12 protein-coding genes are annotated in these 17306 nt (G+C 72.8%); 8 read left to right on the forward strand and 4 right to left on the reverse strand.

What is annotated here, in order from left to right; translation table 11 throughout:
* Positions 1 to 135: 135 nt before the first annotated feature.
* Positions 136 to 627, forward strand: coding sequence for a hypothetical protein (locus tag ACFYXS_RS20220; protein ID WP_389249964.1), 492 nt, complete (start codon positions 136 to 138; stop codon positions 625 to 627).
* Between the two features lie 24 nt (positions 628 to 651).
* Here ACFYXS_RS20220 and ACFYXS_RS20225 read toward each other — a convergent pair whose 3' ends face one another.
* The 3 genes from ACFYXS_RS20225 to ACFYXS_RS20235 form a co-directional block, all read right to left on the reverse strand.
* The gene (locus ACFYXS_RS20225) at positions 652 to 2007 is read right to left on the reverse strand and encodes a mycothione reductase (protein WP_389249966.1); all 1356 of its coding nucleotides are present in this window, start codon (positions 2005 to 2007) and stop codon (positions 652 to 654) included.
* Between the two features lie 163 nt (positions 2008 to 2170).
* Positions 2171 to 5119: a carboxypeptidase regulatory-like domain-containing protein gene (locus ACFYXS_RS20230; protein WP_389249968.1), complete on the reverse strand. Its 2949-nt coding sequence runs from the start codon at positions 5117 to 5119 to the stop codon at positions 2171 to 2173.
* A 508-nt stretch (positions 5120 to 5627) separates the two neighbouring features.
* On the reverse strand, positions 5628 to 6830 hold the full coding sequence (locus tag ACFYXS_RS20235) for a cytochrome P450 (protein ID WP_389249970.1): 1203 nt from the start codon (positions 6828 to 6830) through the stop codon (positions 5628 to 5630).
* Positions 6831 to 7023: 193 nt separating this feature from the next.
* On the opposite strand from ACFYXS_RS20235, the gene ACFYXS_RS20240 reads away from it, so the two are divergent.
* The 3 genes from ACFYXS_RS20240 to ACFYXS_RS20250 all read left to right on the forward strand — a co-directional run bounded on the left by ACFYXS_RS20240 (position 7024) and on the right by ACFYXS_RS20250 (position 9934).
* Complete coding sequence (locus ACFYXS_RS20240) at positions 7024 to 7884, forward strand: alpha/beta fold hydrolase (protein ID WP_389249972.1); 861 nt, start codon at positions 7024 to 7026, stop codon at positions 7882 to 7884.
* Positions 7885 to 8009: 125 nt separating this feature from the next.
* Positions 8010 to 9056 carry an L-glyceraldehyde 3-phosphate reductase gene (gene mgrA, locus ACFYXS_RS20245; RefSeq protein ID WP_389249974.1) on the forward strand — a complete coding sequence of 349 codons (1047 nt, stop codon included), beginning with the start codon at positions 8010 to 8012 and terminating at the stop codon, positions 9054 to 9056.
* A gap of 131 nt (positions 9057 to 9187) precedes the next feature.
* Positions 9188 to 9934, forward strand: a complete 747-nt coding sequence (locus ACFYXS_RS20250; protein ID WP_389249977.1) for a hypothetical protein — start codon at positions 9188 to 9190, stop codon at positions 9932 to 9934.
* Positions 9935 to 9953: 19 nt separating this feature from the next.
* On the opposite strand, the gene ACFYXS_RS20255 is transcribed toward ACFYXS_RS20250, so the two are convergent.
* Positions 9954 to 10538 carry a hypothetical protein gene (locus ACFYXS_RS20255; protein WP_389249979.1) on the reverse strand — a complete coding sequence of 195 codons (585 nt, stop codon included), beginning with the start codon at positions 10536 to 10538 and terminating at the stop codon, positions 9954 to 9956.
* A 105-nt stretch (positions 10539 to 10643) separates the two neighbouring features.
* Between ACFYXS_RS20255 and ACFYXS_RS20260 the strand changes: the two genes are divergently transcribed.
* The 4 genes from ACFYXS_RS20260 to nrfD all read left to right on the forward strand — a co-directional run bounded on the left by ACFYXS_RS20260 (position 10644) and on the right by nrfD (position 17215).
* Positions 10644 to 11825 carry a cysteine desulfurase family protein gene (locus ACFYXS_RS20260; RefSeq protein WP_389249981.1) on the forward strand — a complete coding sequence of 394 codons (1182 nt, stop codon included), beginning with the start codon at positions 10644 to 10646 and terminating at the stop codon, positions 11823 to 11825.
* Positions 11826 to 11907: 82 nt separating this feature from the next.
* Positions 11908 to 15198 (forward strand): formate dehydrogenase, encoded by a 3291-nt coding sequence (fdh, locus tag ACFYXS_RS20265; protein ID WP_389249983.1) that lies wholly within the window; start codon positions 11908 to 11910, stop codon positions 15196 to 15198.
* Positions 15195 to 16220, forward strand: a complete 1026-nt coding sequence (locus tag ACFYXS_RS20270) for a 4Fe-4S dicluster domain-containing protein (RefSeq protein WP_389249985.1) — start codon at positions 15195 to 15197, stop codon at positions 16218 to 16220. The genes fdh and ACFYXS_RS20270 overlap by 4 nt, the downstream gene beginning before the upstream one ends.
* A complete protein-coding gene (nrfD, locus tag ACFYXS_RS20275; RefSeq protein ID WP_389249987.1) occupies positions 16217 to 17215 on the forward strand; it encodes an NrfD/PsrC family molybdoenzyme membrane anchor subunit in 999 nt (332 codons plus the stop codon). The genes ACFYXS_RS20270 and nrfD overlap by 4 nt, the downstream gene beginning before the upstream one ends.
* The last annotated feature ends 91 nt before the right edge of the window (positions 17216 to 17306 follow it).

A 17306-nucleotide genomic window follows, 5' to 3' on the forward strand; every position in this document is an offset into this window, starting at 1 on the left:
CCCCGAACACGAAAACCCACCCCCGCCCCCGCATCTCCCCGGCCCCCGGCCGGGGCGCCCCCCGGCGGGGGGCCACCGCCCCCGGCCCCGGCGACCCGTACCACCGATCCACAGCACGACCCTTGGGAGCCACCCGTGCGGAAAGCACCCCTGCCCGCCGTACTCGCCACCGCCGGCGCCGCCGCACTCGTCACGGCCGCCGCGCTCGGCGCCTTCGCCGTGGCACGTCCGCACGACTCCGCCAACGACCCCGGCCCCGGCGACCGGGCGGACACCGCGAGCGGCCTGCGCGTCGGTGCCACCTGCGCGTCCGACTTCGCCTTCGCCACCGAGGTCTCGTGCGGCCTGGCGCGTTTCGGGGATGTCCGCCGGCACTGCTCGGGTGCGAGCACCGCGAACTGCCCGCGGACCCGGTCCGTCACGCTGAAGAACACCGGGCCGACGCCGGTGCGGCTCGTGGCCATCAGCGGATCGGCGCCGGGCGAACGCCACGAGACCCTCTCCCGCACCCTCCCCGCCGGCGCCTGGGAGGTCCTGGGGCCGCGAGCGGGCGACGCCTTCCTCTTCGACATCGTCCTGCGCTCGGACGGCGGCTGGGCGACGGTGAGCGTCACCGGCGTGTCCTGACCCTTCCCGACCCGACGCGGGACGTCACAGGCCCAGCAGTGCCTGCTCCACGACCTCGGTGAGCGCGGGGTGGATGTAGAGCACGTCCTGGGCGACGTGGTCGACGCCCTGCCCCAGGGTCATGGCCTGGACGAGGGGCTGAATGAGCGTCGCGGCCTGGGGCCCGATGATGTGGGCACCCAGCAGGGTGCGGTCGGCCGGGTCCGCGAGGACCTTCACGAAGCTGGTGGTGTCCTCCAGCGCCCAGCCGTAGGCGGCGTCGCCGTAGTCACGCACGCTGACGAGGTAGTCGATGCCGCGGCGGCGGGCCTCCTGTTCCGTCAGGCCGACGCTCGCGATCTGCGGATGCGTGAACACCGCGTGCGGCACGCCCTTGGTGCCGAGGGTGCGGATGTCGTCGGGGTGGAGCAGGTTGTGGCGCACGAGACGCACCTCGGCGTTGGCCCGGTGCTTGAGCTGGAAGTGGTTGGCGACGTCGCCCAGCGCCCACACGCCCGGTACCGACGTGCGGCAGGCGGCGTCGGTGGCGATGTGGCCGTCGGAGTCCAGTTCCAGGCCGCCGGCCTCGACGTCCAGCCGGTCGGTGTTGGGCCGGCGGCCCACCGACACCAGCATCGCCTCGGCCTCGACGACCTGTTCGCCCTGCGGGCCCCGCACGGCGACCGCCACACCGTCGCCGCTGGGTGCCACGGAGACGACTTCTGTGTCGAGCAGGACCCGGTGCCGTCGTGAGGCGAGCTCGGTGAAGCGCGCCGACACCTGCTCGTCCTCGGCCATCAGCAGCCGCGGCCGGTGCTGGACGATCGTGACCTCCGCCCCGAACGCGTCGAGGACGTGGCCGAACTCGGCCGCGATGAACCCTCCGCCGATGACGACCAGGGACCGGGGCACCTCCTCGATCCGCATGATGGTGTCGGAGGTGTGGTACGGCACGGTGTCGAGCCCGGGGATGTCGGGGATCACCGGCCGGGACCCGACCGCCACGACGATCGTCTCCGCGCCGATCCGCTCGGAGCCGACCTGGAGCACCTTCGGTGCGACGAAGCGGGCCGCGTCGGTGTACACGTCGACGCCGCTCCCCCGGCGGTAGTTCACCGCGTCCTGGTGGAGCGGGTCGATCCGCCCGAACACCCGGTCGCGGACGGCGCGCCACTCCACGGGCTCCACCGTGGCGTGCACGCCGAGCCGTACGGCCTCCCGCGCGTCGACCACCGCGTCGGCGGTGACGACCAGCATCTTGCTGGGGATGCAGCCCCGGTTCAGGCACGTGCCGCCGAACCGGTCGGGATCGACGGCCGCGGACCGCAGATGGGCGAGTTCGTCGTCGAACAGCATGTTGCCGCTGCCCATTCCCAGAACCACGAGGTCGTAGTGCTGCACGTCCGTCCGCCTTCCGCCACCACCGAGTCCTTTTCGTCCCGATTCTCGCCCCTCCGGTGCCGTCCGCGCAGCGGACCACACCGCCCTGGGGCGCGTTGTCCCCGGCCGGGCGCCGGCACGGGGCCGGCGTCCGGCCGGGGACGGCCACGGGGATGACGGGTGCTCAGGCGCCGTGGCCGTGCGCCGCGGTGACGTGCAGGGTCACCGGGACCGGGGTGAGGGCGTAGGGGGTGTCGCCGGTGAGCGTGATCTGCGTGCGGTAGTCGCCCGGCGCGCCGGCGTCCGGGGAGGCGGAGTCGAGGACGAGGGCGACCGTGGTGCGCCGGCCCGGCTCCAGCGTCACCTGGGAGACGCCCGGAGTCAGCCAGCCGGTGCCGGAGGGCTGGGCCAGATGGACGGTCACCGGCGCGGTGCCGGTGTTGGCGAGGCGCAGCCGTGCGGTCGTGTGCCGTCCCTGGACGACGGTGCCGCTGATCGTGGCCGGGGTGGCGGTGACACGTCCGGCGCCGGGAGCAAGGTCGGTGCGGGTCACCCGGTCGGCACGCACCGTGGTCCGCTGCGTCGCCGTGGCGTAGCCGGACGCCGTCGCGCCGAGGGTGTGCTTGCCGGGGCCCGCGGCGAACAGGGTGTAGAAGCCGTCGCCGACGGCCGGGTCCTCGGGGGTCGCGGTGGTGGTGGCGGTGGACTGCGGGTTCCCGAGGTCGGTGACGGTGGCACCGACCAGGCCCGCGTGGGTGTTGGCGTCACGGACGGTGCCGACGGTCAGGCCGCCGGGGGTGGGCACGAGGGCGCGGGTCCCGACGTAGACGTCGTCGATCGCCCAGTGGTAGCCCCAGTTCGCGACGAAGTGGAAGCGCAACTGGACGGCCTCGTGCCCGGCGAAGGCCCCGAGGGCCACGTGGAGGGTGCGGTTCTGCACGCTGTCGCTGGACTTGGGCGAAGCCCAGGCGTTCGTCCAGGTGGCGCCGCCGTCGGTGGTGACGTCCACGCTCATCTGCTGGTTGTTCGGGTTGTACCCGTACTCGGTCCTGAAGGTGAGTTCGGCCGACTGCCCCGCGGAGAAGTCGTAGACCGGGCTGATGAGTTGGCTGTCCTGGTGCGGGCCGATCGGTCCGTTGTCGCTCTCGGCGACCGCGAAGGCGCCGCTGCCGCCGGTGAGGTTGCCGCGCTGGACCGGGTCGTCGAACGCCCAGCCGCTGTCGGTACCGGGCGCGTCGACGACGCTCCAGCCCTGCGGGGCGCCGGTGGTGGAGTCGAACGTCTCGGTGCCGCCGATGCGTTCGAGGGTATAGCCGACGGCGGTGGCCGCGTCGGGGTCGGCGGTCAGCGCCACGTCGGCGGTGACGGACGTGTGCCCGACCGTGACGCCCCGCTCCCGCGCCTCGTAGCCGGGCAGGCTGCTGGTGACGTCCAGGGTGTAGTCCGCGCCCCGGGGCAGCTCCAGCCGGTACGCGCCGGTGACCGGGTCGGTCCACACCGGGGCCTCCGGGGAACCGGCCACCGTGATCCTGGCGTAGAGCGGCCAGCCGTGGCCGGAGCCGTCGGTGATCTTGCCGCGGACGGGCTCGCGCGGGATCGGGGCCAGCGCGACGTCACGCGTCAGGGACTGGCCGTCGGCGACGGTCAGCGTGACGGGGGCGGCGGCGGTGTAGCCGAACGCCTTCACCGTCAGGTCCTTCACGGTGCCGGCGGGCAGGTCGAGGGTGTACCCGCCCTGGGTGTCGGTCGTCGTGACGTCCAGCCCGGAGCCGACGATCGCGCGGGCGACCGGCTTGCCGGTGGCGGCGTCCTTCACGGTGCCGGACAGCGTGCCGTGCGGACCGCTGCGGAAGGCGGCCAGGCCCGCGGGCGTGCCGAGACCCGTCGGGCCGTCGTAGCCGGGGCCGCCGGTGCACAAGTAGGCGGCGTCGCAGGTGCCGTTGGAGCCGGTGGTGACGTCGTTGAGGCCCGCGCCGCCGGCCGCGTAGGGGTAGGCGTTGGGGTACGTGCCCGGGCGCGGGGGTCCGGCCAGCGCGTAGAGGGAGGCGATCACCGGGGTCGCGGCGCTGGTGCCGCCGTAGCGCTGCCAGCCGGTCCCCTGATCGCCGTACGTGAGGTAGACGGCGACGTTGTCGGCCACGGCGGAGACGTCCGCGACGCTCCGCCCGGTGCAGCCGGTGTCCTTCTGGAAGCCGGGCTTGGCCTGGTTCCGCGCGCACCCGGAGCCGGGTCCGTAGATGTCCCGCGCCCAGACCGTCTCCGACCAGCCGCGGGCTGAGCCCGGGTCGGCGGTGAGGGTGGTGCCGCCGACGGCGGTCACGGTCGGCAGCGTCGAGGGGAAGGACACCCCGTACCTGTTGTCGCCGCTGGCCGCCACCACGGCCACACCCGGGTGGTCGTAGGAGGCGCCGTAGGTGGCGAGGTCATCGGCGGAGTCACCGAGCCGGCCGTAGGAGTTCGAGACGTACTTCGCGCCGAGGGCGACGGCCTCGTCCACGCCCGCGGCGAGGTTGTGCAGGTCGTCGTTGTCGGTCTCGACGAGCAGGATGTGCGCGCCCGGGGCGGCCGCGGACACCATGTCCAGGTCGAGGGCGATCTCCCCCGCCCACGTCTGGCTGGGCTGCGGGTAGGAGGTGCCTCCGCGCTGGTCGACCTTCCGGAAGCAGCCGTTGGCGGTGGTGCAGGGCGACAGACCGTACTGCTGACGGTATACGGCGAGGTCGGCCTCGGCGTTGGGGTTGTCGTAGGCGTCGACGATCGCGATCGTCTGCCCCGCGCCGCCGTCCGCGGGCAGGTTGTAGGCGCTCTGGATGTCCTGCGGGCCCAGACCGGCCGGTGTCGCCGAGGCGCCGAGCCGCAGGAGCGGCGGCTGTCCGGTGGCGCGCAGCGCGTAGCAGGCCGCGCGGCCCTTGCCGGGGGTGTCGCAGACGGGTTCGAGGTCGGGCGCGGTGTCCGGCGCGGCAGTTGTCCGGGCGGCATCGGCGGCCGCGTGCACGACGGGGGTGGTCGGCCGGGCCTGTGCGGCCGGCTGGAGGCCCAGCGCCGCCAGGGCCGCGACGCCGAGAACGGCGGCCGCGCGACCGAGTACGCGGAAGGCCGGTCCGGCACTTCTCGCGGAGGGGGATATCGACACAATCAACCAATTCGGACAGGGCCCCGAATTCAGGGCCGGCGACGGCGGATTCACCGATCCACCGACGAACCATTACCGGACCCGCATTGACCGTGTGTCAATACCTTGTTTGTTGCCGTCATATGTCGCCGCCCTTTTGATGCGCATGATTCGAGCCACGGGTAAAAACGTTCCCAAAATCCGGCTCAGCGCTCGGTCGGCGAACGCCACGCGGCGGCATACGACCTGGTGAGCATTACAGTCCTGGGCGAAAAGGCACCAGTGGCCATGAACGCGGGCAGATCACCCGGCGCCGCACGGCCGATATCGGGGAATTCTCGCCGGCCGGACTTCTCATATGCGCAGGCGCACATTCTTTCCCCGGGTTCCGGGTTGCCACGGGCGGCGGTAGCGGGCAAGAATCCGGTGCGGCGCACAATGGGATCCGTGCGCCGGCCTCCTGGATATGCGGCCATGGGGCGGAGAATTCAGCGCGTTCGCGGACGGCCCCCGGGGAATGGCGGTCGCGTCAGAGGCGGACGGGCACCCGTGCCTTCGCGTTGAACACGACGGTGGGCAGCGGTTGCAGCGCCTCGGCGGGCTCGGCGAGTTCCAGGTCGGGGAAGCGCTCGAAGAGGGCGGGCAGCGCGACCGCCGCCTCCAGCCGCGCCGGCGACTCCCCGACGCAGCGGTGAACGCCGTGGCCGAACGCCAGGTGCTCCTTGTCCGGCCGGTCGGCGTCGAAGGTCGCCGCCGTCTCCCCGTGCACCCGCGGGTCGCGCCCGCCGGCCCCGAAGCCCAGGAGGATCGCCTCGCCGCGGCGGATGACGACACCCTCACCGAGGTCGATGTCCTCCACCGCGTACCGCAACGGCATGTGCCGCACCGGCGCGTCCTGACGCAGCGTCTCCTCGATCACCGCGGACCACGGGGTCGTGCCCTCGGTGACGGCGAGCCGCTGCCGCGTGTGCCGAAGGACGTCGACGACCGCGTCGCCGATCAGGCCGGTGGTGGACGGCACGCCACCGGCGATGGTGACGACCAGGGCGAGCAGGCGTTCCTCGTCCGTCAGGTGCTCGGCTCGCTCGAGAGCCGTGGCCATGTCGTCCCCGGGGGCGTCCCGCTTGCCTGCCGCCAGGGCGGTCAGGAAGCCCATGGCCTCGCTCACGCCGGCGGCGGCCGCTTCCGGATCGGCGGAGGGTTCCAGCAGGTGCCCGACGGCCTGCCGCCCACGCTCCCGGTCCGGCTCGGGGACGCCCAGCAGGTCGTACACGGTCCCCGTGGTGACCACGCCCGCGTAGCCGCGGCACAGGTCGACCACCCTGCCGGAGCCGGGCACCCCCAGGGCGTCGAGGGCGGCCTCCACCTGACGCCGCACCCGCTCGCCCGGTGCCGCCAGGCGCGGCGGCGTGAACACCTCCTCCATCACGGTGCACAGCCTGCGGTGATCGCCGACGTAGACGTTGAGCACGGTGGGCGACAGGAGGAACGGCGCGAACGGCCAGTCCGCCGGAACGCCGGCCGGCGCGGGCCAGTGACGCCGTGCGTCGCGGGACACCCGGTCGTCCTCCGCGAGCCGTTTCAGCAGGTCGTACCCCGTCACGGACCATGCCGTGACCCCGCACGAGAGGTCGACCCGGGCCGCCGGGCCGAGGCTCCTGAGCCGGGCGTTGTCCTCCTGGAGCCGGCGCCCGGTGGGGTCGAGGCGGAAAACCTCCCGTTGAGCTTCCACGGCCGATCGCGCTCCATGCGGTGCGGTGCCCTGTGCGGTGCTGTACGGCGCCGTGGGACGGGCGCCGCACCGTCCCACCGTTCGACGCTTTGCCGCTTCGCGCACGGCGAGCGGCTGCCGCCCGTCTCGCGCGTCACCACTCCAGGTGGTTACGATGGGGGCAACGTGATCCGCGCGGCGCGCGAGGTGCCCCATGAACGACGCAACCGTCCGTCAAGGCGAAGTCCTCACCGGCGACGGCGTGCGCCTGCGCTACCTGGAGTCCGGCACCGGGGACCCGCTCGTCCTCGTCCCCGGTTTCTCGCAGACCGCCGCCGAGTTCGCCGGGCAACTCGGCGGACTCGGCGGTCCGCGCCGCCGCGTGATCGCCCTGGACCACCGCGGCCACGGAGGGTCGGACAAGCCCGACCACGGCTACCGGGTCTCCCGGCTCGCCATGGACCTGCACCACCTGCTCGACGCCCTCGACCTGCGCGACGCGGCCCTGCTCGGACACTCCCTGGGCTGCGCGGTGATCTGGTGCCACTGGGACCTCTTCGGCCGTGACGGCGCCAGGCGCCTGGTCCTGGTCGACCAGTCACCCGTCGTCTCGTCGCAATTCGCCGGCGCCGGGCAGGAGCCCCCGCCCGCCGCGGTGTTCACCCCGGAACTGGCCCTCGGCGTCGCGGCGGGACTGCGCGGCAACGCCGCCTCCGCGGCCGCCACCACGCGGGCCGTCGTCGACATGCTGCACAGCCCGTCCCTCGCCGCGAGCGACGTGCGGTGGCTGGTGGAGCAGAACCGGCTGCTTCCGCCGCGGCACGCGGCCGACCTGCACCTGGACCACTACGGCAACGACTGGCGGGACGTCCTGCCCCGCATCACCGTCCCGACCCTCGTCATCGGCGGCGAGCTCAGCTTCTTCCCGCCCGGCACGACCGAGTGGGTCGCCTCCCTCATCCCCGGGGCGCGCGCACGCGTGTTCTCCGCGGAGGAGGCGGGCAGCCACCTGATGTTCTGGGAGAACCCGGCGCTCTTCAACCGTGTGGTGGCCGATTTCCTCGACGCCGCCTGAGCCGGCGGCGAGGATTGAGAAGCCCCGCCGCTCAATCCAAGAGACCAGGACTGTTGGACTTGCGAATCGCGACGCAGCAGGCTGGACGCCGAACCTCGCCACCCCACACGTCGCGGAGAAGTCCCATGCCCCACGTCGCCGACCCCGACCGCTACGACGGCACGATGCGGTACCGCCGCACCGGCCGCTCGGGACTCGACCTGCCCCTGCTCTCCCTGGGCTACTGGCACAACTTCGGCGACGACAAGCCCTTCGAGCGGCAGCGCGAGATCGCCCTGCGCGCGTTCGACCTCGGCATCACCCACCACGACCTGGCGAACAACTACGGCCCGCCCTACGGCGCCGCCGAGCTCACCTTCGGCCGCATCATGCGGAACGACCTCGCGCCCTACCGCGACGAGATGGTGATCTCCACCAAGGCCGGCTGGGACATGTGGCCGGGCCCCTACGGCCAGGGCGGCGGTTCCCGGAAGTACCTGCTCGCCTCGCTGGACCAGTCCTTGCGGCGCATGGGCCTGGACCACGTCGACATCTTCTACTCCCACCGCCTCGACGCCACCACGCCGCTCGAGGAGACGATGGGCGCCCTCGACACCGCGGTCCGCCAGGGCAAGGCACTGTACGTCGGCATCTCCTCCTACGACGCCAAGCGGACGAGCGAGGCCGCGGCCCTCCTGCGGGACCTCGGCACGCCGCTGCTGATCCACCAGCCGTCGTACTCCCTGCTGAACCGCTGGATCGAGACCGAAGGGCTCCTGGAGACCGCGCACAACGAGGGAGTCGGCGTCATCGGCTTCACCGCGCTCGCGCAGGGGCTCCTGACGGACCGCTACCTCGACGGAGTGCCCGAGGACTCCCGCGCCGCGCGCGGCTCGACGTTCGACGCCGCATGGCTCTCCGACGACATGCTGCGACGGCTGCGCGGCCTCGCCGCCATCGCCCGCGACCGCGGCCAGTCCCTGGCCCAGATGGCGCTGGCCTGGGCGCTGCGCGACGATCGCGTCACCTCCCTCGTGATCGGCGCGTCCCGCGTCGAGCAGATCGAGCAGAACGTCGCCGCCCTGGGCAACCTCCACTTCAGCGCCGACGAACTGGCCCGCATCGACGAGTACTCCTTCGACGCGAGCGGCGTCGACCTCTGGCGCGACGCCCGCAACGGCGCCCTCGGCTGAGGCCCGCGCGCTACCGTCCTCGCGTGCGTTGATCTCCCGGGCGGCGGCCACGCGCCGCCGCGGACGGTACCGGCGGCCCGGCATGCGGGCCGCCGGCAACCCTGACCGGCCGCCTTTCCGCGGAGATCACCGTGACCCGGCAACAGCCGCCCACCTATGCGGCGTTCACCGGACTGGCCGTCGCCGACGCCGCCGTCACGGGCCTCGTCCTCAAGGGCTCACGGGCCCACGAGGGCATGCCCACCGCGCACTCGGACCACGATCTGTACGTCGTCCTCGCCGACGGCGCGGCAACGGACCTCACCCGCTTCGCGGGTCACCGCACTCACCGCACCCCCGCGCTCGACCTCGTCGTCGTCACCCTGGCCGAGCTCCGCGACGCCGGCATGCCCGGCTTCGAGCGCTACCCCCTCGCCCGCGCCCGTGTCGTGCTCGACCGGCTCGGCGGGGACATCACCCGAATCCTGGCCGCCAAGGCGCACCTCGGCGCCGACGAGGCGTTCCGGGACTCCGGCGCATGGCTGGACGCCTACGCCAACTCCCTCTACCGGTCAGTCAAGAACGCCCGTGACGGCCATGCCCTCGCCGCGCGCCTCGACGCCGCCGACAGCATCGGGTTCCTGCTGGAACTGCTCTTCGCCCTCGACCGCGGGCCCCGCCCGTACAACACGTACCTGGAGTGGGAACTCGCCCGCTACCCGCTGCCCGGCCGGGACTCCGGCGCGCTGCTGGAGGCGGTCGGCACCATCGCGCGCACCGGCGACGTCCCCACGCAGCGGCGTCTGTTCGCCCGCGTCGAAGCGGCGGCCCGGCGCGCGGGACACGGCGCGGTGCTGGACGCGTGGGGCGAGGACCTCACCTTGATGCGACCGCGGTAGCCGTCCCGTGGCGCGCGCGTTACGTGGGCCAGTGGTACCCGAGCGCGAAGTCGACCACGACGGCGAAGGTCAGGTACATGAGCCAGCAGGCGGTGAGGACGCGGAACAGCCCCATCACCCGCTCGGCGACCGGGACGCCGACGGACATGACGAGCTTGGCCGCGTAGACGCAGAAGAGGCCGATGAAGACGATGCCGACGGGCCAGTCGTTCACGGCGAAGAACACCGTCGCGCCCAGCGCCGACAGGACCATGTAGGCCACCGAGACCCCGGCGTTCACGCGAGTGTCGTTGCCCCGGTAGCGGTCCCAGCCCAGCGCGAACCAGTGGATGCCGTACGCGGAGAAGGCCAGCGCCGCCATGTAGAGGGTCGGCGCCTTGAACACCTCGAACCACGTGAGGCCGATGAAGAGGATCGCACCGGCCAGCAGCTGGCAGAAGCCCGGGAGCCAGATGCCCCAGGTGCCCAGCGCGCGGTCCACGCGCTCGTCGCGTTCGGGCCAGCCGAACAGCTCCTGCGGGCCCCAGATCAGGTAACCGGTGCCCAGGCCGAAGAAGCCGAGGGCGAGCGGCGGATACGCCGACACGGGAAAGATGACATCCATAAATCGCTCTTTCCCGGCAAATAGTAAATAATGCACCCCGGAACGGGGCCCGCGCGGTCGCCCTCACCGAACGCCCCCCGCCGAACGAATGTGCAGGACTCCCCCATGAACGTGCCGCCGCATCCGGGTCTCGACGGCGGTCCGGTGTACCTGGACCACAACGCCACCACCCCGGTCGACCCCCGGGTCGCGGAGGCGACGCGCCCCTGGCTGGAGCGCTGGTTCGGCAACCCCTCCAGCGGGCACGCCGTCGCCGCGGAACCGAGGGCGGCCATCGCCCGCGCCCGCGAGCAGGTCGCCGCGCTCCTCGGGGCCGCGGCGGACGAGATCGTGCTCACCGGCTCCGGGTCCGAGGCGGACACGCTCGCCCTGCGCGGCGCCGTGCTGGCCGCCCCGGCAGGCAGGTCCCGTGTGATCACCCAGGTCACCGAGCACCCGGCCGTTCTGGAGACCTGCCGCGCGCTGACGCGCCTGCACGGGGTCGAGGTCACCCTCCTGCCGGTGGACGGCGAGGGCCTGGTGGACCCCGCCCACCTGGCCGCCGCGCTCGACGAGCGGACCGCCCTGGTCTCCGTCATGGCCGCCAACAACGAGACCGGCACGCTCCAGCCCGTCGCCGAGCTGGCCCGGCTGAGCCGGGCGCACGGCGCGCTGTTCCACTGCGACGCGGCCCAGGCGGCCGGCAAGGTCCCGCTGGACGTGCGCGAGCTCGGGGTGGACCTGCTGACCGTCGTGGGCCACAAGATGTACGCCCCGAAGGGCGTCGCCGCCCTCTACGTGCGGCGGGGCGTCCGTCTGGAACCGCTGGTCCACGGCGGCGGCCAGGAGGGCGGAATCCGGGCGGGCACGGAGAACGTGGCCTTCGCCGTCGCCCTGGGGACCGCGGCCGGGCTGGCCGCCGCTGAGCTCGCCGACGGCGGCCACCGGCGGGCCGCCGCGCTGCGCGACCGTCTGCACCACGGCCTCGCCGAGGCGCTTCCCGGGCGGGTCCGCCTCAACGGCTCCGCCCGGCACCGGCTGCCCGGCACCCTCAACGTCAGCATCGACGGCACGGCGGGCCACGAACTGCTCGCCGCCGTGCCGCTGCTCGCGGCCTCCACCGGTTCCGCCTGCCACAGCGGCGCCCGCACCGCCTCCCCCGTCCTGCGGGCCATGGGCCTGGACGAGGCCCGCGCACTGGCCGCGGTGCGCCTGTCGGTCGGCCGCTGGACGACCCGGGCCGACGTCGACCGGGCGGCCGCCCTGCTCGCCGCCGCCGTGCGCTCCGCCGAGGCGGCCCGCGTCTGAGGCCGGCCGCCCGGACTTGCGAGCGGCCACCCGGCCGGTAGCGTCGGAAGGACGCAGGGCCACCGCACGAAGGAGCAGGCGGATGGGCTGGAAACGGTTGCTCGATGCCTGGCCGGTGTACCGGCAGATCACCGGGGCCGACTGGCTGGGCCGCGGCAAGGCGGTCCAGTCCAAGAGGTCGACCGGTCTGAGGCCCCGCACCGAGGAGGCCGACCGGGTGGTCCACTCGGTGTGCCCGTACTGCGCCGTCGGCTGCGCGCAGCGCGTCTACGTCCACGACGAGAAGGTCATCCAGATCGAGGGCAACCCGGACAGCCCCGTCTCACGCGGCCGTCTGTGCCCCAAGGGGTCCTCCAGCAAGCAGCTCGTCACCGGGCCGCAGCGTGAGCAGAAGGTGCGCTACCGCGCTCCGTACGCCACCGAGTGGCAGGACCTGGACCTGGAGACGGCCATGGACATGGTGGCCGACCGGGTGCTGGACGCACGGCGCCGGGGCTGGCAGGACGCCGACGAGCACGGCAACCCGCTCCGCCGCACCATGGGCTTCGCGAGCCTGGGCGGCGCGGCGCTGGACAACGAGGAGAACTACCTGATCAAGAAGTTGTTCACGGCCCTCGGTGCGCTGCAGATCGAGAACCAGGCGCGTATTTGACACTCCGCCACCGTTCCCGGTCTGGGAACCTCGCTCGGACGTGGCGGCGCCACGGACTACCCGGAGAACCTGACGAGGTCGGACTGCATCGTCATCATGGGCTCGAACATGGCCGAGGCCCATCCGGTCGCGTTCCAGTGGGTCACCGAGGCCAAGACGCTCGGTGCCAAGGTGATCCACATCGACCCCCGGTTCACCCGGACCAGCGCCCACGCCGACCAGCACGTGCGGATCAGGGTGGGTACCGACATCGCCTTCCTCGGCGGCGTCGTCAACCACATCCTCTCCAACGACCTGCACTTCAAGGAGTACGTGCGGGCCTACACCAACGCCACGTTCCTGGTGAGCGAGGACTTCGAGGACACCGAGGACCTGGACGGCCTGTTCAGCGGCTACAACGCGCGGACCGGCAGGTACGACAGCACCAGCTGGGCGTACGAGTGCGACGGCGGGGGCGACGGGAGGCAGGGCAGCACGCTCATCTCCGCGACCCCCGCGCAGTCGGCCGGCGGTCACGAGGCGCTGCCCGGCGCGGCGGGCCGGATCGCGACGGATCCCACCATGGAGCATCCGCGGTGCGTGCTCCAGGTACTCAAGCGGCACTTCTCCCGGTACACGCCCGAGATGGTCGAGCGGGTCTGCGGCATCACCCAGCGGCAGTTCCTCGACGTGTGCCGCGCCTGGACGGAGAACTCCAACCGGGAGCGCACCACCGCGCTCGTCTACAGCGTGGGCTGGACGCAGCACTCCGTCGGCGCCCAGTACATCCGGGCCGGTTCCATCGTCCAGCTGCTGCTCGGCAACGTGGGACGGCCCGGCGGCGGCATCTACGCCCTGCGCGGCCACGCCAGCATCCAGGGCTCGACGGACATCCCGACGCTGTACAACCTGCTGCCCGGCTACCTCCCGATGCCCAACGTCACCCACACGAGCCTGACGGCGTTCCTGGACGACGTGCGCCATGTGATGCGCAAGGGCTACTGGGGGAACGCCGACGCCTACATGGTCTCCCTCCTCAAGGAGTACTGGGGCGACGCGGCCACCGCGGAGAACGACTACTGCTACGACTACCTGCCGCGCATCAACGACGACCACGGCACCTACCGCACCGCCATGGACATGATCGCCGGCACGGTCTACGGCTTCTTCCTGGTCGGGCAGAACCCCGCGGTGGGATCCGCGCACGGACGATTGCAGCGGCTCGGCATCGCCAATCTGGAGTGGCTGGTCGTCCGCGACCTGGCGATGATCGAGAGCGCGACCGTCTGGAAGGACGCGCCGGAGATCGCGACCGGCGAGATCTCCACGAAGACCTGCAGGACCGAGGTCTTCTTCTTCCCCGCCTCCTCCCACGTGGAGAAGTCCGGCACCTTCACGCAGACGCAGCGCATGGTGCAGTGGCGTGACCAGGCCGTCGAGCCCATCGGCGACCGCCGCTCCGACCTGTGGTTCTTCTACCACCTCGGCCGGCTCGTCCGGGAGAAGCTGGAGGGCTCCGAGGACGAGCGCGACCGGCCCGTCCTCGACCTGGCCTGGGACTACGCGATGGAGAAGGGGGACGAGCCCTCCGCTGCCGACGTCCTGCGCCACATCAACGGCATCGACCTGCGCACCGGGCGCACCGTGAGCGGCTACGGCGACCTCAAGGCGGACGGGTCGACCGCGTGCGGTTGCTGGATCTACAGCGGCGTCTACGCCGACGAGACCAACCACGCACGGCGCCGCGGCTCCCGCTTCGAGCACCCGGCCTCGGAGGGGCAGTGGGGCTTCGTGTGGCCGCTGAACCGCAGGGTCCTCTACAACAGGGCGTCCGCCGACCCCGACGGACGGCCGTGGAGCGAGCGCAAGGCCCTCGTCTGGTGGGACGAGGAACGCGGCGAGTGGACCGGCGAGGACATCCCCGACTTCCAGCTGCACAAGCCGCCGCACTTCCAGCCGCCACCGGACGCCACCGGTCCGGACGCGCTGGCCGGGGACGACGCGTTCATCATGATGGGCGACGGGAAGGCGGCGCTTTTCTCGCCGACCGGCCTGGTGGACGGGCCCCTGCCGACTCACTACGAGCCGGAGGAGTCCCCGGTGCGCAACGCGCTCTACGCCCAGCAGTCCAGCCCCACGCGGATGGTCTACGCGCGGCCCGACAACCCCTACAACCCCTCGCCGCCCGAGGCGCACGTCGACGTGTTCCCCTTCGTGTTCACCGCCTCCCGGCTCACCGAGCACCACACGGCCGGCGCGATGAGCCGCCAACTGCCCTACCTCTCCGAGCTGCAGCCCGCACTGACCGTCGAGGTGTCCCCCGAGCTGGCCGCCGAGCGCGGTCTGCACCACATGGACTGGGCGCACGTGGTCACCAGCCGCACCGCGGTGGAGGCCAAGGTGGTCGTCACCGACCGGCTGGCCCCGCTGAGCATCGAGGGCCGCAGGGTGCACCAGATCTGGATGCCGTACCACTGGGGCGGCACCGGGCTCACCACCGGCGACGTGGTCAACGACCTGATCGGCGTGGTGACCGACGCCAACGTGCTGATCCAGGAGAGCAAGGTGCTCACCTGCGACATCCGCCCCGGACGGCGCCCCCGCGGGCCCGAGCTCCTGGCGTACGTGGAGGAGTACCGGCGCCGCGCCGGGATCACCACGGAAACCGGCGCCCGCAGGATCACCCCCGACGGCCGACGCGGGACGCCGGACGAGACGCACGGGCCGGAGGACCCCTCATGACCGAGCACGAGAACAGCTTCTTCGGCCCCTTGGCGGACCCTGCCGGGGACGCGGGCCACCCCGAGGACCACCCGCCCCGGGTCGGCTTCTTCACCGACACGTCCGTCTGCATCGGCTGCAAGGCGTGCGAGGTGGCCTGCAAGGAGTGGAACGGCGTGCCGGAGGACGGCATCGATCTGCTGGGCATGTCCTACGACAACACCGGCTCCCTCGGCGCCAGCACCTGGCGGCACGTCGCCTTCATCGAGCAGGAACGGCAGCTGGGCACCCAGGACGCCGGCCTGGTCGGCCTGCCGACGGGGCCGTCCGGCACCGGGACGACGACCGAGGTGGTCTCCGAGGCACTCCGCCAGGGCCACCGGGCCGGCGCCGAACTGGGCACCGAGCCGGTGGACCTGGGCTTCCCCAGCTTCGATCTGCCCGGCGCCACGACCGGCGAGGAGTCCCGCACGGACTTCCGCTGGCTGATGTCCTCCGACGTGTGCAAGCACTGCACCCACGCCGGCTGCCTCGACGTCTGTCCCACCGGTGCGCTCTTCCGCACCGAGTTCGGCACCGTGGTGGTCCAGCCCGACATCTGCAACGGCTGCGGCTACTGCGTCTCCGCCTGCCCCTACGGCGTCATCGACCGGCGCCCCGACGACGGCCGGGCCTGGAAGTGCACCCTGTGCTACGACCGGCTCAAGGGCGGTCTGGAGCCGGCCTGCGCCAAGGCCTGCCCGACCGACTCCATCCAGTTCGGCGTGCTCGACGAACTGCGCGAGCGGGCCGACCGCCGCCTGGAGCAGCTCCACGAGGCGGGCGTGACCGAGGCCCAGCTCTACGGCCGCGACCCCGGCGACGGGGTCGGCGGCGACGGCGCGTTCTTCCTGCTCCTCGACGAGCCGGAGGTCTACGGACTGCCGCCGGACCCGATCGTCACCACCCGGGACCTGCCCTCCATGTGGAAGCACGCGGCCGTGGCCGCCGGCGCCATGCTGGCCGCTTCCGCCGCGGTGTTCGTCAAGGGGGTGTCCCGGTGAAGGGCCGCAAGGACGGCAAGGGCGGCGGGGGTGGCGGCGAGGAGCCGATGGTCCCCCGCGCCGCGTTCACGTCCTACTACGGACGTCCGGTGCTCAAGCCGCCGGTCTGGGAGTGGATGGTGCCCGCCTACCTCCTCACCGGCGGACTCTCGGCGGGCGCCGCGCTGCTGGCCGCGGGCGCGGATCTGACCGACCGGCCCAGTCTGTGCCGTTCCTGCCGCATCGGCGGTTTCGGGGCGCTGCTCGCCAGTAGTTACCTGCTCATCGGGGACCTCGGCCGGCCGCTGCGCTTCCACCACATGATGCGGGTGGCCAAGCCGAGTTCCCCGATGTCGGTGGGCACCTGGATCCTGCTCACCTACGGCCCCGGCAGCTCTCTGGCCGGGATGATCGCCATGCTGCCGAAGGCCTGGCGCCCCCGGGGCGCCATCGGCACCACTGTGGACTGGGTGGCACGTCTCGGCGGCATCTCCGCGGCCGCGATCGCCCCGGCGCTCGCGTCCTACACGGCCGTCCTCCTCTCCCAGACCGCGGTGCCCGCCTGGCACGAGGCGCACAAGGAACTGCCCTTCGTCTTCACCGGCTCCGCCGCCGCCAGCGGCGCGGGCCTGGCGATGATCTGCGCGCCGGTCTCGGAGGCGGGCCCCGCCCGCCGGCTGGCCCTCGTCGGCGCCGCGATCGAGATCGCGGCGGCCCAGCGCATCGACCGCAAGCCGCAGTTCGAGACCTCGGCGTTCACGCACGGCTCCGCGCACACGATGCGCAAGGCCTCGGAGTACCTCACCCTGGCCGGCGCGGCCGCCGCGCTCACCTACGCGCGGCGCAGCCGGGTCGTCGCCGCGCTCGGCGGCCTGGCCCTCCTCGCGGGCAGCGCCTTCCAGCGCTTCGGGACCTTCGAGGCGGGCGTCGCGTCCACGAAGGACCCGGCCTACGTCGTCAAGCCGCAGCGCGAACGCCTCGACGCGAAGGCCCAGGGCCGCCCCGCCGGGACCTGACGAGCTCCCGCGCGAGCGACGTACGCAGGGCACCGCCCGGTGCGCTGGGGGAGGCGATCCCACGAGGCCGTGGTGGTGCGGCACGACCCTG

The organism is Streptomyces sp. NPDC002574 (genome assembly GCF_042889545.1).
Taxonomy (GTDB): Bacteria; Actinomycetota; Actinomycetes; order Streptomycetales; family Streptomycetaceae; genus Actinacidiphila.